Source organism: Pseudomonas sp. LD120, from assembly GCF_009861525.1.
Classification (GTDB): domain Bacteria; phylum Pseudomonadota; class Gammaproteobacteria; order Pseudomonadales; family Pseudomonadaceae; genus Aquipseudomonas.
The window spans coordinates 863,426-883,735 of record NZ_WVHL01000005.1 but is presented as its reverse complement, the minus strand read 5'-3'; the positions used below and the strand labels follow the sequence as shown (position 1 = coordinate 883,735).

At 62.2% G+C, this 20,310-nt stretch carries 19 protein-coding genes; 8 read left to right on the top strand and 11 right to left on the bottom strand.

The window, feature by feature from the left end:
* Positions 1-27: 27 nt before the first annotated feature.
* Positions 28-2,106 (bottom strand): AsmA family protein, encoded by a 2,079-nt coding sequence (locus PLD_RS18285; RefSeq protein ID WP_159895151.1) that lies wholly within the window; start codon positions 2,104-2,106, stop codon positions 28-30.
* 383 nt (positions 2,107-2,489) lie between these two features.
* Between PLD_RS18285 and PLD_RS18280 the strand changes: the two genes are divergently transcribed.
* The gene (locus PLD_RS18280; protein ID WP_159895149.1) at positions 2,490-3,041 is read left to right on the top strand and encodes a hypothetical protein; all 552 of its coding nucleotides are present in this window, start codon (positions 2,490-2,492) and stop codon (positions 3,039-3,041) included.
* Between the two features lie 166 nt (positions 3,042-3,207).
* Positions 3,208-3,840 carry a TetR family transcriptional regulator gene (locus tag PLD_RS18275; RefSeq protein WP_159895147.1) on the top strand — a complete coding sequence of 211 codons (633 nt, stop codon included), beginning with the start codon at positions 3,208-3,210 and terminating at the stop codon, positions 3,838-3,840.
* Positions 3,841-3,975: 135 nt separating this feature from the next.
* Here PLD_RS18275 and PLD_RS18270 read toward each other — a convergent pair whose 3' ends face one another.
* Complete coding sequence (locus tag PLD_RS18270) at positions 3,976-4,113, bottom strand: hypothetical protein (RefSeq protein WP_159895145.1); 138 nt, start codon at positions 4,111-4,113, stop codon at positions 3,976-3,978.
* 16 nt (positions 4,114-4,129) lie between these two features.
* On the opposite strand from PLD_RS18270, the gene ureE reads away from it, so the two are divergent.
* The 5 genes from ureE (at position 4,130) to PLD_RS18245 (ending at position 7,865) form a co-directional block, all read left to right on the top strand.
* Positions 4,130-4,630, top strand: a complete 501-nt coding sequence (gene ureE, locus PLD_RS18265) for an urease accessory protein UreE (protein WP_159895143.1) — start codon at positions 4,130-4,132, stop codon at positions 4,628-4,630.
* Positions 4,627-5,301 (top strand): urease accessory protein UreF, encoded by a 675-nt coding sequence (locus PLD_RS18260; RefSeq protein WP_159895141.1) that lies wholly within the window; start codon positions 4,627-4,629, stop codon positions 5,299-5,301. The genes ureE and PLD_RS18260 overlap by 4 nt, the downstream gene beginning before the upstream one ends.
* A 9-nt stretch (positions 5,302-5,310) precedes the next feature.
* Positions 5,311-5,925, top strand: a complete 615-nt coding sequence (gene ureG, locus PLD_RS18255; protein WP_159895139.1) for an urease accessory protein UreG — start codon at positions 5,311-5,313, stop codon at positions 5,923-5,925.
* A gap of 36 nt (positions 5,926-5,961) precedes the next feature.
* Positions 5,962-6,534, top strand: coding sequence for a HupE/UreJ family protein (locus tag PLD_RS18250; protein WP_159895138.1), 573 nt, complete (start codon positions 5,962-5,964; stop codon positions 6,532-6,534).
* A 191-nt stretch (positions 6,535-6,725) separates the two neighbouring features.
* Positions 6,726-7,865 carry an AGE family epimerase/isomerase gene (locus tag PLD_RS18245; protein WP_159895137.1) on the top strand — a complete coding sequence of 380 codons (1,140 nt, stop codon included), beginning with the start codon at positions 6,726-6,728 and terminating at the stop codon, positions 7,863-7,865.
* Between the two features lie 74 nt (positions 7,866-7,939).
* Here PLD_RS18245 and PLD_RS18240 read toward each other — a convergent pair whose 3' ends face one another.
* The 9 genes from PLD_RS18240 to PLD_RS18200 form a co-directional block, all read right to left on the bottom strand.
* A complete protein-coding gene (locus tag PLD_RS18240) occupies positions 7,940-8,845 on the bottom strand; it encodes a cation diffusion facilitator family transporter (protein WP_159895136.1) in 906 nt (301 codons plus the stop codon).
* 235 nt (positions 8,846-9,080) lie between these two features.
* Positions 9,081-9,842 carry an SDR family oxidoreductase gene (locus tag PLD_RS18235; RefSeq protein WP_159895135.1) on the bottom strand — a complete coding sequence of 254 codons (762 nt, stop codon included), beginning with the start codon at positions 9,840-9,842 and terminating at the stop codon, positions 9,081-9,083.
* An 896-nt stretch (positions 9,843-10,738) separates the two neighbouring features.
* Complete coding sequence (locus PLD_RS18230; protein WP_159895134.1) at positions 10,739-11,455, bottom strand: ABC transporter ATP-binding protein; 717 nt, start codon at positions 11,453-11,455, stop codon at positions 10,739-10,741.
* A complete protein-coding gene (locus PLD_RS18225; RefSeq protein WP_159895133.1) occupies positions 11,452-12,324 on the bottom strand; it encodes an ATP-binding cassette domain-containing protein in 873 nt (290 codons plus the stop codon). Before PLD_RS18225 ends, PLD_RS18230 begins: the two co-directional genes overlap by 4 nt.
* Entirely contained in the window at positions 12,321-13,616 is a 1,296-nt protein-coding gene (livM, locus tag PLD_RS18220) for a high-affinity branched-chain amino acid ABC transporter permease LivM (protein WP_159895132.1), read from the bottom strand. Before livM ends, PLD_RS18225 begins: the two co-directional genes overlap by 4 nt.
* Positions 13,617-13,618: 2 nt before the next feature.
* Positions 13,619-14,533 carry a branched-chain amino acid ABC transporter permease LivH gene (locus PLD_RS18215; protein ID WP_159895131.1) on the bottom strand — a complete coding sequence of 305 codons (915 nt, stop codon included), beginning with the start codon at positions 14,531-14,533 and terminating at the stop codon, positions 13,619-13,621.
* 216 nt (positions 14,534-14,749) lie between these two features.
* Positions 14,750-15,886 carry a branched-chain amino acid ABC transporter substrate-binding protein gene (locus tag PLD_RS18210; RefSeq protein WP_159895130.1) on the bottom strand — a complete coding sequence of 379 codons (1,137 nt, stop codon included), beginning with the start codon at positions 15,884-15,886 and terminating at the stop codon, positions 14,750-14,752.
* A 361-nt stretch (positions 15,887-16,247) separates the two neighbouring features.
* Entirely contained in the window at positions 16,248-17,531 is a 1,284-nt protein-coding gene (locus tag PLD_RS18205; RefSeq protein ID WP_159895128.1) for an FAD-binding oxidoreductase, read from the bottom strand.
* A gap of 78 nt (positions 17,532-17,609) precedes the next feature.
* Positions 17,610-19,100: an aldehyde dehydrogenase family protein gene (locus tag PLD_RS18200; RefSeq protein ID WP_159895126.1), complete on the bottom strand. Its 1,491-nt coding sequence runs from the start codon at positions 19,098-19,100 to the stop codon at positions 17,610-17,612.
* Positions 19,101-19,270: 170 nt separating this feature from the next.
* On the opposite strand from PLD_RS18200, the gene PLD_RS18195 reads away from it, so the two are divergent.
* Positions 19,271-20,173, top strand: a complete 903-nt coding sequence (locus PLD_RS18195; protein WP_159895124.1) for a LysR family transcriptional regulator — start codon at positions 19,271-19,273, stop codon at positions 20,171-20,173.
* Positions 20,174-20,310: the final 137 nt, after the last annotated feature.

Sequence of the window (20,310 nt, the reverse complement as noted above, 5' to 3'; positions counted from 1 at the left end):
CGCCCACCCAATGCGGCGCCTTGCGGCTTAGCGGCTTGGCTTGACCGTTACCGGCGCTTTACCCAAACGCATCTGCTGCAGCAACGGCGCGCACAGGTTGGGCTCGTCCCCGCCACTGGGCGCCACCAGCGCCAGCAACCCAGCGGCCGGTCCGGCAATCACTCCCAATGCCACCATTGCAGCGCCCCGCAGCACCAACGGCACAGCCTTGACCCCGGCATTGGGGTTGCTGAACGCACCTTGAACATACAGCGGCGAACGCAGGGAAAGCAGACGCAGGCCCTTGGACTCCGGGGTAATGGTCAGGTCCAGTTGCTCGCTGGCCATGTTGGCGCTGCCGTCGACGTAGATCACCGCGTTCTCAGTGTCGAAGACGAACAACCTGGAGGTGGCCAGGCCCGTCTTGATGCCAAAGTCGACGGCGGCGCAATTGATCTTCACTTCTTTGTCGCCAAAGATCTTGCCGACCACATAGTTGCCGACATTGAGCCCGGCAATTTCCATCAGGCTGCGGCTGATGGCGCCATCATTGATGAGCATTTTCAGATCACCGTTGGCGCTGCCCAGCAACGCCGCCACCGAATGGCCACGCCCGGCGATATCGGCATCGCCATTGAGCTCACCCAAACTGGTTTTCAGCGGCTCGAAGCTGGGGAGCAGTTGCTTGAGTTTAACGTGGCGCGCGGTCAGCCTGGCCTGGCCTTCCAACGGTGCACTCCGACCATTGAGACGCACCTTTGCATCGAGCCGACCTCCGGCTACGCCAAAGCGCAAGGGTTCCAGGCTGAGCAGTCCGTCATCGAGCAGCAGATGGGTGTAGAGATCGGTGAAGGGCAAGTCGGTGCTGTGGACGATGCGCTTGCCGGTGAACTCCACGTCGGCATCCATATCGCGCCAGCGCTCGGTGCGGAACTCTTCCACCGGCAACACCTTGCCCGTCGGCTGTTTGCTCTCACCACCCCGAGCCTGCTGCTTGGCATTGGAGTCGGCGCCGATCAGCGGCGCCAGGTCCCTGAACAGCAACTGATCGGAAACCAATGCGCCACTGAGCTTGGGTCGCGGCTGACTGGCGAGGTAGGTCAGGTTGCCGTGAATATCGCTGTCGCCAATCTTGCCGTTGAAGTCCTGATAGCGGTAGCTCGCGCCCGCCGGATCGCGCAGCTTGGCGCTGAGGCGGCCATCGGTGGCGTACGCCGGCGAATCCGGCAGGGTGATCCCGGTCAACGGATAGAGATTGCCCAGGCTGGAACCCGCCAGCGTCAAGCGCAAGTCCAGGGCGCCGAGGTTCAGCGGGTCGGTCAGCGTGCCGCGCAACTCGACCCGGGTGTCACCGACCTGCGCCTGAGCCTGCAAAGGGAATGGCTTGCGAGCGTCCTGCAGGGCCAGCAGGCCACCCATCTTGCCAGTGCCGACGAGTTTTTCGCCGTGGTACTGGCCTTTGACCTTGAGGCCAAAGGCATAGGCCTGGGGCACGGCGCCTTGCTCGCTGATCGTCTTCGCCTCGCGTTCCCCGACGATTTCGCTGAACGCAATGGGCTTGCCCAAGAGCGCCACCTGCAGGTCCAACTGAGTGTTCAGGCGCTGATCATCCAGGGTCACATGGCCCTTGTCGAAGCCAATGGCGCCAATCTCCACCGTCCAGCTGGAGGGCTCGGCATCGGAGTCCTTCGAATCGAACTTGAAGGTCCAGTTGGCGCGACCGTCAGCCAGCCGCTGCAAGGCGGCATCGGGCTCGGTCAGATCGATACGCGGGATGCTCAGTCGTTGCGCCAGCAGGGCCAGGGGCGCAATGCGCAGTTCGACTCGCCGGAGGCTGACCATCTGCGCCGTCTTGGACCAGTCCGGATTGCCCAGGGTCAGGTCCTCGGCCACCACATGGGGCCAAGGCAGCCAGGCCCGCCAGCCGCCTTCATCGGGGTCACGCTGCCAGACCACCGACAAGTCGCCGTTGATCGCGAACGAGCGATGCAACGCCTCCGAGACCTTGGCATTGAGCGTCGGTTTGATCCGGTTCCAATCGAAGAAAGCGATCACCAGCACCAGCCCCGCCACCAGCAAGATCAAGCTGGAGACAGACCCGAGAATAAATGTACGAGTGCGCGTCATTGCACGAGGCTCCTAAAGACAACTGAGCGCCTAACCACGACGCATCGGTGAAACGCCAATGAACCATCACCGGCCATGAAAACTACGACTGACAAAGCCCGCGCAGGTTTTATCGGAGTGCCCGCCCGGAGGAAAAAACCGGATTCCTGACCATTAAGGCAACTTAGTGTTACCGCGACATGTTCCATCACGGGGCAGAAGTGGGTCGAAAATACCCAGGTCGGTGCCAAAGCAATCAGCGCAAATACGCGAGCTAGAGCCTTCGGCGCAAACAATCAATTCTATTGATTATTACCATTGTGTTTATGAACTTTCATATCGAATTAGCGGCGGTAACATGAGCTCCGTACCCCACTGATCGCCCTTTCAAGGAGCCACTTATCATGAAACGCAACCTCTTGCTCAGCCTGACCTTATCCATCCTGGCCGCCAACGCCTACGCCCTGCCCGCTGCTGAACAAGCCACTCCGCAAGTCAAAGCCAGCCACAGCGTATTCACCCAAACCCTGGCTGAAGGTGGCGCGGATCGTCTGCTGGAACGTAACAAAGTCGCTACCGACGGTTACGACCGTACGCCACAAGGTCAAAGCGTTGCCGCAGATGGCTACGACCGCACCCCACAGGGCCAGACCGTTGCCGAAGATGGCTACGACCGCACCCCACAAGGCCAGACCGTTGCCGAAGATGGCTACGACCGCACCCCACAAGGCCAGACCGTTGCCGAAGATGGCTACGACCGCACCCCACAGGGCCAGACCGTTGCCGCAGATGGCTACGACCGCACCCCACAGGGCCAGACCGTAGCTGAAGGTGGCCGTGATCGCCTGGAAGAGAAAGGCCTGGTTGAAGATGGTTTCAGCCGCACGCCTCAAGGCCAGTTGGTTGCCGAAGGCGGTGCTGATCGCCTGGCTCAACGTCATCAAGCCGCGAGCTAAGGCCATGTTGGCCCTGGAAAAAAGCCCGATCCGCCGATCGGGCTTGGACTTTTAAAGACCACGTTGCAAGCGTTACCCCCACCGCTCCCCCCCGACTCCAGTTCGACTCCGGCAAAGTTGATTTGCTAGAGTGCGCCGCTTCTCATTGAGCAAAGAACGCCCTCCGATGCTGCCCCGCGCCGAACAAAAGCAACAGACCCGCAACGCCCTGATGGATGCCGCCCGGCACCTGATGGAATGTGGTCGAGGCTTCGGCAGCCTGAGTCTGCGAGAAGTGGCAAAAACCGCTGGCATCGTCCCCACCGGGTTTTACCGGCACTTCAGTGACATGGACCAACTGGGCCTGGAACTGGTCAGCGAAGTCGGCCAGACCTTCCGCGAAACCCTGCGTCTGGTACGCCACAACGAATTTGTCATGGGCGGCATCATCGACGCCTCGGTGCGGATCTTCCTTGATGTGGTGGAAGCCAAGCGAGCGCAATTTCTATTCCTTGCCCGCGAGCAGTACGGCGGCTCGCTGCCGGTGCGTCAGGCCATCGCCAGCTTGCGCGAAAACATCACCGCAGACCTAGCCAGCGACCTGACCCGGATGCCCAAGTTGCAGCACCTGAACGCCGCCGACCTGGGCGTCATGGCCGACCTGATCGTCAAAAGCGTGTTCGCCACTCTGCCGGACATCATCGATCCTGCGGCCCAGGCCCTGCCCGAGCACCTGACGCCCCAGGCCAAGATGACCCAGCAGCTGCGCTTTGTCTTTATCGGCCTGAAGCACTGGCAAGGCTTGGGCAGCACCGAATAACCTCGACGCCATTGCCCCACCAGCGCCTCTGAACCGCTCGCGCCCCGCTCTGGAGTGCGCGTTCGCGCTTGCCTGACAACCCGGCACCGGATTGCAGCAAAAAAAATCTCAAGCGCACCAACTCGGTGCTATAAATCAATTTTGCGCGCCATTTTGTAACAATATAAAACTAAGGGTGCCCCATTTTCTGACGCCGCTGCCGCCTTGATGCGGGGTTTTTCCTCTCTTGCGAACGATTGGCAAGGCCCTTGCTCTGGCTTGTGCATCGTTCATAGCTGGAAGCTTCCCGATGCTGGTGATTCACCGCAGAACCGATCCCCACGCCGTCTGGTCCGCCGAACTGCACCTCACTTATGAGGCCCGCAGCAAAAGCCGCCTGCGCTGTTTCAGTACCGCGGGCGAAGACGTCGGCCTGTTTCTGGAGCGCGGCCAGCCACCGCTGCACGACGGTGAATTCCTGGAAGCCGAGGACGGGCGTATCGTCAAAGTCTGCGCCCGCCCGGAAACCCTGCTTCACGTCACCTGCCGCAATGCCTTCGAGCTGACCCGCGCCGCCTATCACCTGGGCAACCGCCACGTAGCGCTGCAAGTGGGCGATGGCTGGCTGCGCTTGCTCGACGACTACGTGCTCAAGGCCATGCTCGAACAACTGGGCGCTGGCACCGAAACCATCGAGGCCCCCTTCCAGCCCGAACACGGCGCCTATGGCGGCGGTCATCATCATTCACGCCACGGCGATGAAGACTTCAACTACCCACCGCGCCTGCACCAGTTCGGCGTCCGTCCGTGAACCCGGCCTGGGCCCTGCTGCGCCTGGCCAGTCCGCAATTGCCAATTGGCGGCTACAGCTATTCCCAGGGCCTGGAGATGGCGGTGGAGCAACAACGCGTGCATGACCCGGACAGCGCCCGCCGCTGGATCAGCGATCAATTGCTGCTCAACCTGGCGCGTTTCGAAGCCCCAGTGCTTCTGGCCCACTGTCAGGCCGCCGCCGAGCGCGACTGGAAACAACTGCAGCAACTCTGCGAAGAGCACCGGGCCAGCCGCGAAACCCGCGAGCTCTATCAGGAAAGCCGGCAAATGGGCTATTCCCTCAAACAACTGCTGGACGGCCTGCCAGAGCTGGATGACGAGGCCCGCGCGCAGCTGGCGCACCAGGAGGAACCGCATCTGGCTCTGGGCTGGGCCCTGGCTGCCCGCGCCTGGCGCATCAACCCTGAGGACGCCCTGGCGGCCTGGCTCTGGAGCTGGCTGGAAAACCAGCTAGCGGTGCTGATGAAGACCCTGCCGCTGGGCCAGCAGGCGGCCCAGCGTCTGACCAGCGAGCTGCTGCCGCTGCTGCAAGAGGCCCAGCGCCACGCCACCCACCTTGACCCCAACCACCTTGGCAGCGCCGCTTTCGGCCTGTCCCTGGCGAGCATGGCCCACGAGCGCCAGTACAGCCGCCTGTTCCGTTCCTAGGAGAAACTCATGAACGCACAACCTCTGCGTGTCGGCATCGGCGGCCCGGTGGGCTCCGGCAAAACCGCCCTGACCCTGGCCCTGTGCCTGGCCCTGCGCGAGCGCTACAACCTGGCGGTAGTCACCAACGACATCTACACCCGCGAGGATGCCGACTTCCTGGTGCGCAACGAAGCCTTGGCGCCGGAGCGGATCATTGGCGTGGAAACCGGCGGCTGCCCGCACACCGCGATCCGCGAAGATGCGTCGATCAACCTGGAGGCGGTAGACCAACTGAACCGGCGCTTCCCCGGGCTCGACCTGATCCTGGTGGAGTCCGGTGGCGACAACCTCTCGGCGACCTTCAGCCCCGAGCTGTCGGACCTGACGATCTATGTGATCGACGTTTCCGCTGGCGACAAACTGCCGCGCAAAGGCGGCCCAGGGATCTGCAAGTCTGACCTGCTGGTGATCAACAAGATCGACCTGGCGCCGCTGGTGGGCGCCTCCCTGGACCTGATGAACAGCGACACCCAGCGCATGCGCGGCGGCAAGCCGTTTGTCTTCAGCAATCAGAAGACCGGCCAGGGCCTGGAAGACATCATCGCCTTCATCGAACGCCAGGGCCTGCTGACCGCGGCCTGAACGCACACCGTGAAATACTCAACAAGGAAGCCAACCATGACCTTCAAACGCATCTTCTGGGCCCTGGCCCTGCTGCTGACTCCGGCCCTGGCCCTCGCCCACCCCGGCCATGGCGACAATGGCCTGATGGCTGGTCTCGGCCACCCCATCGGCGGCCTCGACCACCTGCTGGCGATGCTGGCGGTCGGTCTGTGGGCGGCTCAACAACAAGGCGCGGCGCGCTGGGCGCTGCCCTGCACCTTCGTCGGCACCATGCTGATCGGTGGCTTGCTGGGCTTCGAAGGCTTGAATCTGCCGGCCCTGGAGAGCGGCATCGCCGCCTCGGTGCTGGCCCTGGGCCTGGCCGTGGCTCTGGCGGTGCGTCCGCCGCTGAGTCTGGCGCTGGCCGCCACTGCGCTGTTTGCCCTGTTCCACGGCGTGGCCCACGGCCTGGAGCTGCCGGACATGTCCAGCCCCTGGGCCTATGCCATTGGTTTCGTTGCCGCCACTGCCGCGTTGCACGCGGCCGGTTATGCCGTGGTGCGCGCGCTACCGCAGGCTGCCGCGCCACTGGTGCGAGTCGCGGGCGCGGCGTCGGCCGCCACCGGCGTGTGGTTGCTGGCGGGCTGACCCCTGCCCCTTCTGCAGGAAACCGGCTTGCCGGCGCAGGTGGTTTTGTGGACCGCACTCACTGGCAAGCCCGTTCCAAGGTTGAGGCGATCGTGCGAACCCCGTTCGCGGGCACAGCTGCGCCTACCAGTACCCATTGGCTTCTCTGGTAACATGTCGCGCACTCAAATCTGCCGTGACGACGCCAGCCAATGCCCGATGTATCCCGCTCCGCCTCCTTGCCTGAATCGCACGCGCTGTTCAACGCCGTACAGCAGCATTTCCACCAGGTAATCGTGCCGCTGTGGCAAGGCCCGGGCTGGAATCCGCAACTGGCTCTGCCGTTTGAGGCGCTGGATGCCGAGCAGCGGCCGTTGCCGCCGCAGCGCTACCGGGCCATGGCCTGCGCCCGGCAGTTGTATGTGTTTTCGCAATTGATCGGCGATGCCACCGCGCCCTTTGCCGAGGAGCGTGCCGCCGCGCTGTTTCGCTCGCTGCAGCGACACTTCCACGACGCCGAACACGGTGGCTGGTTCTACAGCATCGATGCCGACGGCACGCCGCTGGATCGGCGCAAGGACCTCTACACCCACGCCTTCATCCTCTTCGCCTGCGCCCACTACTGGGCCCGGGTCCGCGAGCCGCTGGTGGAGTCGGTGCTCAACGCCGCGCTGGACGTGGTGGCCCAGCGCTTCGCCAGGGGCGACGGCCTCTATGAAGCCAACCTCGCGCAAGACTGGGGCGTATCGGGCTCGGGCCCATTACAGAATCCCCTGATGCACCTGGCCGAAGCCTTTCTGGCGATCCTGGAAGTTCGTGAGGATAAGGCCGTGCAGGCCGCCCTGCTGGGGCTATGCCAGGCCATGCAGCAGCAGTTCATCGACCCCGAACATGGGGTGATGCTGGAGAAGCCCCGGGGGGCTGTGGATAACTGGTTCGAGCCGGGGCATCAGTTCGAGTGGTACTTCCTCCTCGCCTCTTCGCCCCTGCTGCGCGGCACCGCACTACACGCCTCGCTGGAGCGGGCATTCGCCTTCACCGAACAGCTGGGGGTCGATCCACAGAGCGGTGCAGTATGCGCCATGCTCGACCTGCAACCGGGGGCGGCCACCAAGGATGCCACCCAGCGCATCTGGGCCCAGGCCGAATACTTGCGGGCACTGACCTTGCGCGCGGGCAGCCAGAGCGCTTTGCTGCGCCAGCTAAAAGCGCTGCAAAGGCATTTTCTGCATGCCAGGGGCTGGAACGAGTGCCTGGACGACCGTGGCGCGGTCAGCCGAGGAGATATGCCGTCGACCACGCCTTATCACCTGGCCACCTGTTATCACGGCCTGGCCACCTACTTCGCCTGAAGCGTTTCGCCGGCGAGCTGGCGCCTACAAAATCGCTCGAGGCGCCGGCTTGCCGACAAAGCAAGTCGCGCCGATCAAGCAATCCACTTGCGATCCCCGGTAAAGCTGATGGTCAGCCAACGTGCGGAATCCGCCTCGCCCAGTTGAGTAGAGATGTCTTCGCGCAAGTCGTCTAGCGTGGCCACGTCACCCAGCGGGTAATCCGCCGGCAACACGATATGGATCTCGATAAACCGCGCCCGGCCGTGCTTCTGCACGTAGGAGACGTATTCCTCGAAACCATGGGCAAGCTTGGCCGCCTCCATCACACTGCGCACCTTGTCATCCAGGTGGTCCGGCGCAATCCCCAGGACATCGCGCAGGGCCGGCCGCAGGATCTTCAGCGCCGGCGGCAGCATGCTCAGGGCCAGCAGGATCAGGATCGCCGGGTCGACATACACCGCCCACTGCCCATGCCCGTAATGCTTGAGCAGCAAGGCCGTGACAAAACTGACCAACAGCCCCACCGACAGCATCGCGTCCACCAACCAACTGATGTTGTCGAACTGGATCAGCGACGACTTGAGCGTGCGGTTACGTCGGCGCACATAGAAAAAGTAGGCAAACTCCGCCACGGCAAAAAATGCAGCGTAAAAGATCACCAGCCCCAGCTCGACCTCGCGACCGCCGTTGATGATGCCGAACACACCGTTGAGAAAGGCATAGATGGCGATCAACAGCAGGAAACTGCCCTCGATCAACAGCACCATGGGTTCCAGGTGCCAGAAACCGAACTGAAAGCGATGGTTGCTTTCCTTGGCAATCAGCTTGGCGGTGATCAACATCAGGACCTTGATGAAGGTCGCGATCAGGGAAAAAAATCCATCGAACAAGATGGATTGGGCGCCAGAAACAAAGCCCGTGACGATACCGGCGATCGCCACGGCGAACATCAGTACGGTCGATTGTTTGAGCAGAACCTGCTCACCTCGGTTACTCACGATTCCTCCTATCGAACTTCGTAAACACCGCCTCCTGTGAGACGGCCGCGAAATGTCGGGTCGGAATTCTAACGTGCCAAGGCTGCCCCCAAGCTGAAACGAATCAGCTTATGTGTTTCCGAGTACAACTGTAGTCGCTGCCGAGCCATGGCGAGGCTGCGACCGCCTCCGCAGGAGGCGCGGGTCTTGCAACCACTGGAGGGCCTGGCGGCCCTGTCGCAGCCTGCAGCAGCGGCTACACCTTGCGTTCGATGGCAAACCCAGCCCAGGTCTGGCTCACCGGCATCAATTCCAGGCTGTTGATGTTGACGTGTGCCGGCGTGTTGAGCACCCAGAAGAGGGTGTCGGCGATGTCCTCGGGCTGGATCGGTTCAGCACCGGCATACGTGGCGTCGTAGCGCGCCTGGTCGCCGGCGAAACGCACCAGGGAGAACTCGCTTTCGCACAGGCCCGGCTCGATGTTGGTCACTCGCACCCCGGTGCCCTGCAGGTCGCAGCGCAGGTTCAGGGAGAATTGTTTGACGAACGCCTTGCTGGCGCCGTAGACGTGGCTGCCCGGGTACGGATAGCTGCCGGCGATGGAGCCTAGGTTGACGATGCTGGCGCCGCGGCCGTGGGCGATCAAGCGCGGCAGCAGCAGGCGGGTGCTGTACATCAGGCCCTTGATGTTGGTGTCGACCATGGTGTCCCAGTCATCCAGGTCGCACTTGGGCGCCGGGTCGACGCCCAGGGCCAGGCCTGCGTTGTTAATCAGGCCGCGCAGCTTGCTGAAGGACGGTGGCAGGTTGGCGATGGCGGTTTCCATGGCCTTGCGATCCCGCACGTCAAGCACCAGACCGTGCACTTCGGTCTGCTTGGAGAGCTCGGTGCACAAGGCGTTGAGGCGTTCTTCGCGCCGGCCGGTGAGCACCAGCGACCAGCCGGCCGCGGCAAAACGCCGGGCGCAGGCCTCGCCAAAACCGGACGTCGCGCCCGTAATGAACAGTGTGGAAGTCATGGTGTTCTCCTTGCTGGGTGGCGAGCCGCCGTTTCGATAAAAAAGCGTTTCGCAGCATGCCCGGCCCGGCGGTGAGCGGCAACCAAAACGCTGGACACCAGGCATCACTGTACAAAAAACGCTCACCCTCCTGAAAGGCACGGCTGACGGGGCCTGCAGCCGGATGCCCGCACCTTATCCACAGGCCGGTCCACAGTCTTTGGGGGCAAGTGCACCGCTCGCAAAGCCACTGTGGACAGGGCCTGCCGCCGATCGTGTGAAGTTTTTTGCTTGACCTGCAATGGCCGCCCATGCCGCCACAGGCGGAAAAGATGACCGGGCGGTCAAACCGTATAAGGCCAGAGGCCAGTAACCACGCAGCTCAGCGCGGTCTTTCCAGAGTTTAGTCACAGACTTATCCACAGGCTTATCCCGTCCTTTTTGCGGCTCCGACTGCGACAATAAAAAGGTTGACAACTGCGCCCCAGCGCCACCGAAAAAGACCTGATCAAAAAACACACAAACGCCTGCAAGCCACGTGGTTAAAGGCTTTCAGCCAGCTACTCCCACGTTACCCACAGCCCGCTCCACAGCAAACGGGGACAAGTCAAAACAGTGGAAAAACAACTGTTTGCAGCGTCTTTATGCCGCGCTTTGCCAGCTTGGGAATAATGTTGTCCACAATTGTCGGACGTGAGCGGCCCCTCTGCGAACGTCCCCTTGCCCATGCACGCGCTAGGCGCGTAGGAGCCGGCTTGCCGGCACACCTCGAACGCACAACCGCATCTGAATCAGCAGGCATCGGGGAGAGTGGTTTCGCTGGCAAGCCAGCACAGACATGGCGGGCGGGCTGCTGTGGATAAAAAATGCCCCGGCGGCGGGAACCGACGGGGCATTTTTATCCACAGAGCGGACTGTCAGTGACCTCCCAGATAAGCGTTGCGCACCTCCTCGTTGACCAGCAGCTCCTTGCCGGTGCCACTGAGGCGGATCTCGCCGTTGACCATCACGTAGGCACGGTCCGAGAGTTTCAACGCGTGGTTGGCGTTCTGCTCCACCAGGAAGATGGTCATGCCGGTGGCCGCCAGTTCCCGCAAGGTGGCGAAGATCTGCTTCACCACGATCGGCGCCAGCCCCAGGCTGGGTTCATCCAGCAAGAGCAACTTGGGCCGGCTCATCAGCGCCCGGGCAATGGCCAGCATCTGCTGCTCACCGCCGGACATGGTCATGGCCCGCTGGGTGCGCCGCTCCTTGAGCCTGGGGAACAGCTCGAACATGCGTTGCATGTCCTCAACGGCGTGCTTGTCGCCGATCGGGATGGTGCCCATCAGCAAGTTTTCTTCCACGGTCATGTCGGGGAACACCCGACGTCCTTCCGGAGACTGGGCGATGCCGTTGGAGGCGATGTAGTGGGACGACTTGTGGGTGATGTCCACGCCGCGATAGAAGATCTGCCCGGACTCGGCCCGGGGCTGACCGAAGATCGACATCAGTAGGGTCGATTTACCGGCGCCGTTGGAGCCGATCAGGCTCACGGTTTCCCCTTCGTTGATGTGCAGCGAGACTTTCTTCAGGGCCTGGATCGGGCCGTAGTACACGTCCAGATCCTTGAGTTCGAGTATGGGTTGAGTCATACCAGTTCCTCTTCGTCGGCACCCAGGTAGGCCGCGATCACTTTTGGATCATTGCGGATCGCTTCCGGTCCGCCTTCGGCGATCACGTTGCCGTGGTCCAGCACCACGATGTGGTCGGAAATACTCATCACCATGCCCATGTCGTGTTCGATCAGCACCACGGTCAGATCGTGCTCGTCGCGCAGCAGCCGGATCATCGCGCTCAGCGCTTCGGTTTCCTGTGGGTTGAGGCCGGCGGCCGGTTCGTCGAGGCAAATGACCTGCGGCCGTGTGCACATGGCCCGGGCGATCTCCAGGCGCCGTTGCTGGCCGTAAGAGAGCTCGCCGGCCAGACGGTTGGCGCAATCCACCAGGTCCACCACTTCCAGCCAGTAGAACGCGTGGTCCAGGGCGTCGCTCTCGGCCTTGCGATAGCCCTTGGTGTTGAGGATGCCGGACAGCAGGTTGCGATTGACCCACATGTGCTGGGCCACCAGCAGGTTCTCCACCACGGACATTTCCTTGAACAGGCGAATGTTCTGGAAGGTCCGCGCCAGACCAGCACGGTTCACCAAGTGGGTGCCGCCGAACATCTTGTAGTACAGGCGGCTGGCGAAGCTTTTCGGCGACACGAAGTCGGTGACGCGAAACGGCTCGCCCAGCAGCTTGATGACGTTGGTCTGCTGCCCCCGGGTATCGAGTTCGATGCGCCCGCCGGAGGCTTTGTAGAAACCGGTGAGGCAGTTGAACACCGTGGTCTTGCCGGCGCCGTTGGGGCCGATCAGGGCGAAGATCGAGTTGCGTTTGACCTTGAGGCTGACATCGCTGAGGGCCTTGATGCCGCCGAAGTGCATCATCAGGTTCTCGACCGAAAGAATGTAATCGCTCATGGCGCGTTCCCCTCAGTCAAAACACCTTTGCGTGGCGTCACCCCGGTACGGCTGATGCGGATCAGTCCTCGCGGTCGCCAGATCATCATCAACACCATGAGAATGCCAAACAGCAGCACCCGGTACTCGGAGAAGCTGCGCAACAGCTCCGGCGCCACGGTCAGGACGAAAGCGGCAATCACCACGCCCACGGTGGAACCCATGCCCCCCAGCACCACGATGGCGAGGATCAGCGCCGATTCGAAAAAGGTGAAGGAGGACGGGTTGACGAAGCCCTGATAACTGGCGAAGAACACCCCGGCCAGACCGGCGGTGGAAGCGCCGAGGGTGAAGGCCGATAGTTTCACCAGCACATGGTTCAGGCCCATGGCGCGGCAAGCGATCTCGTCTTCACGCAGCGCTTCCCAGGCCCGGCCCACCGGCATGCGGGTCAACCGATGCTTGATATAGAGCACCAGCATGACCACCAGAAACAGCACGATGTAGATGAACAGGAACTTCAAGGTCGGGTTGTATGCCATGCCGAAGAACTCATGGAACGGCACTCCGCCATCCTTGGCCCGGCGGCCGAACTCCAGACCGAAGAATGTCGGCGAGGGCACGGGCATGCCGTTGGGCCCCCCGGTGAAGGACAGCCAGTTGTTGAGCACCAGGCGGATGATCTCGCCAAACCCCAGGGTCACGATGGCCAGGTAGTCACCGTGCATCCGCAGCACCGGGAAACCCAATATGCATCCCGCCAGTGCCGCGGCAATCGCCGCCAGGGGCAACACGCTCCAGAACCCCAGGCCCAGGTACTGGTAACCCAGGGCCAGGCCATAAGCACCGATGGCATAGAACGCCACGTAACCCAGGTCCAGCAGCCCCGCCAGCCCCACCACAATGTTCAGTCCCAACCCCAACAGCACGTAGATCAGGCCGAGGATGACCACGGTCAGCAGGTACTTGTTGGCGAAGAACGGAAACACGATGGCGATCACGATCAACGCCGGGATGATCCAGCGCAGCCGCGATTTGTAGTCCGGCGCCAGTACATGCACCCCGGAACTGGTGCTCTCAAAGCCCTGGAGAATCTTCAAGCCTTTGGGGGTTTGCAAGAACAGGCTCATCAGCAGACGGCCGGCCATGACAATCGCCACCAGCCACGCCACGCGAGTGGGCTGCAGGTTGAAGCTGTAGCCATCCAGCACCACACCCACGATGGGACCGAACACAATCAGCGAAATCAGCCCGGCCAGCACGGCGTCGACGACGCTCTTTTTGATATCAATCGGTTTATTGGCAGCAGACATACTCACACCTTCGCCACGAGTGGGCGACCCAGCAGGCCTTGGGGACGGAAAATCAGAATCAGCACCAGCAGCGAGAAACTGAACACGTCTTTGTAGTCGGAGTTGATCAAGCCGGAGAACAACGACTCGGAGATGCCGAGGATGATCCCGCCAAGCATCGCCCCAGGCAGCGAACCAATGCCGCCGAGCACCGCTGCGGTGAACGCCTTGATGCCGATGACAAAGCCTGCATAGAAGTCGAAGGTGCCGTAGTTCATGGTGATCAGCACCCCCGCCAGGGCCGCCATGGCCGCACCGATGACAAACACGTAGGAGATCACCCGATCGGTGTTGATGCCGAGGATCGAGGCCATCTTGCGGTCTTGTTGAGTGGCCCGGCACATGCGCCCGAGCTTGGTGTACTTGATGATGTAGGTGAGCAAGGCCATGCCGGCGAACGCCGCCACCAGGATGAAGATCTTGGTGTAGGTGAGCTGCACGAAGCCTGTGCCGATGTCGACTTTCAAGGCCCCGGCCAGCAGGGTGGGCACCCCTTGCTGCTTGGCGCCTTGGCTGATTTGCGCGTAGTTCTGCAGGATCAACGAGATACCGATGGCGCTGATCAAGGGTGCCAGGCGCGTGGAGTTACGCAGCGGCTTGTAGGCCACGCGCTCGATGACCCAGCCGTACACGCCCGTCACGACGACGGTGAAGATCAGGGTGCCAAGAATGAGTAGCGGGAAGGATTCAATGCCGAAGTAGGCCAGCAGAGCCAGACTGATTGCCGCGAGGTAAGCGGAAATCATGTAAACCTCGCCGTGGGCGAAGTTGATCATGCCGATGATGCCATAGACCATTGTGTAGCCGATGGCGATCAGGCCGTAGACGGACCCGAGGGTCAGCCCATTGACCAGTTGCTGCAGGAAAATACCATCCATAACGCAATCTCACGGACTTGAGAGACGGCACAGGGCACCAGCGAGAGACAGGGGTTCCCTGTCCGCGCAACACAACCGTTGTGCAGCTCTACGAGAAAAGGCAAGTACTGCACGAATACGAACCGGCACCAGGGGGGTAGTGCCGGTCCGTCCGGACCTAGAACCTGATTACGAGCGGCCAAGCACTGCTTGCAAGAACGTAATCAGGTCCTGATGTCACTTTTGTTTTTCCAGTTGGTGGTACTTGCCGTCCTTGTCCCACTGATAGACCACGTAGTCGGAAACCTTCAGGTCGCCCTTGGCGTCCCAGCTCTTCTCGCCCATCACGGTTTTCACCGAGTTGGCCTTGAGCCACTTGGCGGCGTCTTCGCCTTTGTTGGATTTGGCGCCATTGAAGCCGGCGGCCAGGGCCTGAACCGACGCATAGGCGTACAGGGTGTAGCCTTCAGGCTCGGTACCGGCCTTGCGGAACGCATCCACCACCATCTTGCTGTCCGGCAGCAGGCGCGGGTCGGCACCGAAGGTCATGTACACACCGTCAACGTATTGCGGGCCACCGGCGGTGGTCACCAGCTCGTCGGTGACGATGCCGTCATCGGACATGAACTTGACGTCTTTCAGGCCCTGCTCACGCAACTGACGCACCAGCGGACCGGCTTCCGGGTGCAGGCCGCCGAAGTACACCACGTCGGCACCGGCGGCACGGATCTTGGTCACCACGGCGCTGAAATCTTTCTCGCCACGGGTCAGGCCCTCGTACAGCACCGGGGTCACGCCGCGTTTCATCAACTGCGCCTTGGTGGCATCCGCCAGACCTTGTCCGTAGGTGTCCTTGTCGTGCAGCACCGCGACTTTCTTGCCCTTGAGCACATCGACAATGTAATCACCGGCGACGATGCCCTGCTGGTCGTCACGCCCGCACATACGGAACATGGCGGAAAGGCCACGCTCGGTGACCTGCGGGTTGGTGGAGCCTGGAGTGATGGCAATCACACCGGCATCGCTATACACCTCGGAAGCCGGAATGGTCGACGAGGAACAGAAGTGCCCCACGACGCCGGCTACCTTGTCCTGATCCACCAAGCGGTTGGCCACGGCCACCGCCTGCTTGGGTTCACAGGCATCATCACCCTTGACCAGCACGATCTTCTCGCCGTTGACCCCGCCACTGGCGTTGATCTCGTCAGCCGCCGCCTGTGCACCCTTCATGTACTGCTCGCCAAAAGCCGCATTGGCGCCTGTCATGGGACCCGCTACGCCGATCTTCAGGTCGGCTTGAGCAAACGCAGAAACGCCCAACGCAGTTGCCACTGCGAGGGCCAGAAAGCCTTTCTTGTAAAACGTCTGGGACATGAGGTGGTGCTCCAAGGTTTTTTAGTTGGCACTGCGACTTCACTTCAATGCTCAGAGCAAGCGCCGTGCCAGTGGTTTTTTATTCTGAAAAAAGTCGCTGTCTTATTGTTATTTCGACTGTTTCGAGCCCTTTTTTATTGGGCGTGCAACCGTCTAAACCGCGGAAGGTAAAACCCTGCTTTTTAATGGGCGCAACCCATGCGTACCATCATTGCAACCGCGACACAATTCAACGTGCAACCCCGCTGTAACAGCTCGCGTCACCTAACTGCACACTGACGGTGCGCAACTGCTACGAGCCGCACCACTACAGGCTAGTCGCTGCATCGAAAAGCGTCGTCTCTAGCTGTTTATTTCCTCCTCAGATCACCACTCGCAGGCACTGCCCGGCGTGGTACAGGGAAAAGCCCGCTTCATACAGGCAACTGCGCAGGCCCACGCCAGCCACGGGCTGCATGGGGGCGAAAGGAATCGGCAGGGCCTGAGCATCGCCGTTACACAGATAGTCGGCGAAGGCCTTGCCCACCACGGTTCCAGTGGTCACGCCCCGGCCGTTGTAACCGGTCACCGCCACCAGACCGGGCGCCGGCTCGAACAGGCGCATCAAGTGATCGGGGGTGAAGGCGATGCAGCCGGTCCAGGTGCATTCCCATTGCACCGGTTTGAGGTAGGGGAAGTAATGCTGCTGCACCCGATCGGCCCAGGCCTTGAGAAACCACTGGGGTTTCTGATTGCCGTTGCCCAGGCTGCCCAGCAGCAAACGGCCATCGGCGTCGCGGCGGATGCTGCTCAGCACTTGCCGGGTATCCCAAGACCCCTGCCCACCGGGAAGAATCCGCCGCGCGGCCTCCTCGGTAAGGGGCGCCGAGGCCACCTGATAGTAGTAACCGGGGAAAAAGTTACGTCGCAGTTCGGTCCAGTCACCTTCGGTGTAGGCATTGGAGGCGATCACCACCTGTTCGGCCAGCACCGCACCCTGGTCGGTCTGCACTGACCAGCGTTGGCCCTGGCGTTCCAGGCGGGTGACCGGGGAATGATCGAACAGCCGGCCGCCCAAATCAGCCGCCGCCTTGGCCAACCCGCTGACGTAAGCCATCGGATTGAGCGTGCCAGCGCGGCGATCGAGCAACGCTGCGGCGATCTTCCGGGTGCCTGTGGCCGCTTCACAAGCAGCGCCGGTCAGCAGTTCCACCGGCGCGCCACGCCGCCGCCATTGGTGCTCGCGGCTGCGCAAGTCGGCCTCGCCACGGGCGTTATGGGCCATGTGCAAAGTGCCTTCGCGGCGCAGTTGGCAATCGATCCGGTACTTGTCCACTAGGCTGAACACCAGGGACGGCGCCGCCCCAAGCATACGGTTGAGCTGGCTGCCCACCGGCTCGCCGAAACCGGCTTCGATCTCGTCCGGCGGGATCCACATGCCGGCGTTGACCAGCCCGACATTGCGCCCCGAACCCCCTTGCCCGGCGCGATGGGCCTCGACCACACACACCCGCTTGCCTTGCTCCAGCAGATGCACCGCTGCCGACAGCCCGGTAAAACCGGCACCGATGATGCACACATCCGCCGTCTGCTCGCCCTTGAGCGGCGCGTTGTCAGGCCTCTGCGGAGTCAGTGCTTCCCATAGACACGCTTCACGTAACGCCATTGCCAGACTCCGAAATCAACCCGATTGCCGATCACCCCAACACCCACTGCGCCCGACCAGCGAGCGCACGCAACGGACTCAGTCGAACGTGATGCCCTGGGCCAGCGGCAGCTCCTGAGAGTAGTTGACGGTGTTGGTCTGACGGCGCATGTAGCCGCGCCAGGCGTCGGAGCCGGACTCACGGCCGCCGCCGGTTTCTTTCTCGCCACCGAAGGCGCCGCCGATCTCCGCGCCACTGGGGCCGATGTTGACGTTGGCGATGCCGCAGTCGCTGCCCACCGCCGACATGAACTGCTCGGCCTCACGGACATCAGTGGTGAAGATGCACGACGACAGGCCTTGCGGCACAGCGTTGTTCAGGCGCAAGGCCTCTTCAAAATCGTTGTAGCCGATCACGTAGAGAATCGGAGCGAAGGTTTCGCTGCACACCACATCACTCTGCTCCGGCATTTCGACGATCGCCGGCGACACGTAATAAGCGTTGGGGAACTGCTCCTGCAACTGGCGCTGGCCGCCGAACACCCGGCCGCCTTCGCTCAAGGCCTGTTCCAGAGCATCCTGCATGGCGTTGAAACTGTGCTGGTCAATCAGCGGGCCGATCAGGTTGCCTTGCAGCGGGTGGCCGATGCGTACCTTGGAATAGGCGGCCTTGAGACGAGTGACGATGTCCTCTTTCACCGATTCGTGGGCAATCAGTCGACGCAAGGTGGTGCAACGCTGACCGGCGGTGCCGACGGCACTGAACAAAATGGCGCGCACCGCCATGTCCAGGTCGGCGCTCGGGCCGAGGATCATAGCGTTGTTGCCCCCCAGCTCAAGAATGCTGCGGGCAAAGCGTGCGGCGACTTTCGGCGCCACTTCACGGCCCATGCGGGTACTGCCGGTGGCGCTGATCAGGGCCACCCGCGGATCATCCACCAAGGCCGCACCAGCATCACGGCCACCGATGATCACCTGGCTCAGGTACTCGGGGGCGTCCTCGAAGTTCTTCAGCACGCGCTCCAGCAAGGCCTGGCAGGCCAAGGCGGTGAGCGGGGTCTTCTCCGAAGGCTTCCAGATCACCGGGTTGCCGCAGACCAGCGCCAGGGCGGTGTTCCAGGCCCAGACCGCCACCGGGAAGTTGAAAGCGCTGATCACCCCCACCACGCCCAGGGGATGCCAGGTTTCCCGCATGTGGTGGCCCGGACGCTCGGAAGCGATGGTCAGGCCGTAGAGCTGGCGCGACAGGCCGACGGCGAAGTCGCAGATGTCGATCATTTCCTGCACTTCCCCCAGGCCTTCCTGGGTGATCTTGCCGGCTTCCCAGGACACCAGTTCCCCCAGATCGGCCTTGTGCTCACGCAGCACTTCGCCAAATTGCCGTACCAGTTCGCCGCGACGGGGCGCCGGTACTTTGCGCCACAGGGCGAATGCATGCTCTGCGCGACTGACCTGCTGCTCCACTTCAGCGGCGCCCTGCCAGTTCACCGAGGCGATCTTGCTGCCGTCGATAGGCGAATGCACAGGCTGGGAGCCCGACTGGTACAAGGCTGGGTTCACACCCAGACGATCAAGCAATGCGGCAACCATGGGGTCACTCCTTACAGGTGAAAAGCGAAAAATCCAGGCCGCTGTGACGACCATCAAGGCCTGTAGTTGTAGCTGGCCTGAGACTTGCCAACAAACGACCTTTAAGCGAGATATCATTCCGTTTATTCATGCTGAACCGGCATCAGCACCGATAAGAACAAGGACACCCCATGCTGAACAAACGCTACCTGCCGTCGATCACTGCATTGCAGTGCTTTGAGGCCGTGACCCGGCACCTGAGTTTCACCCGCGCCGCCGAAGAGCTCAATCTGACCCAGAGCGCGGTGAGCAAGCAGGTGGCGCAGTTGGAAGAACTGCTGCAACACCTGCTGTTTCGCCGAGTACGCCGGCGCCTGCAACTGACCCCGGCCGGTGACCTGTATTTGGTGGAGGTGCGCAAGATTCTCACCCAGGTGGAGATGTCCACCCACTACCTGCGCTCCTACGGCGGCGAGACCGAAGTGCTGCGGGTGTCCACGCCCTACACCTTCGGCGCCCGCTGGCTGGTGCCGCGCCTCAAGGGCTGGCGCCTGCGCCATCCGCATATCCACCTGGACCTGTGCAACGAGCAGGAACCGGACGAACTGCTTCAGGGCCACGCCGACCTGGCGTTCTACTTTGGTCAGGGATCGCGCCCCGGCACCGAGAGCCTGAAGCTGTTCAGCGAAGAATTGGTGGCAGTCTGCGCCCCCGACAGCCTGCCCGCCGAACCCTTGAGCGACCCACGGCAACTGACCGATCTGGTGCTGCTGCAGAACGCCTCGCGCCCGCAAGGCTGGCACGAATGGTTCGATCAGCAGGGCTACCAGACCGAACACAGCTATCACGGCCCGCGTTTCGAAACCTTCTATATGTGCATCCGCGCCGCCCAGGTCGGTTGTGGCGTGGCCCTGCTGCCACGCTTCCTGGTGGAAGAGGAACTGGCCGAGGGCAAACTGGTGATCGCCTGGAAGTACGCCATGCCCAGCCAGGACGCCTACTACCTGGCCTACCCCGAACACTCAGCGGAAGTGCCCAAGGTCCGCGACTTCGTGCGCTGGATGCTCGAACACAACGACGCCCTCCTCCTGTAAGAGCCGGCTTGCCGGCAAACAAGCCCTTGAGCCTTGTACAAGGCTCAAGGGCTTGTTTGCTGGCGAGCCCGCTCCCTGGGCCGGACCATCACCCGCCGTGAAAAAAAACTGGCAAGCGCCGGGCGTCTATGCGCCAC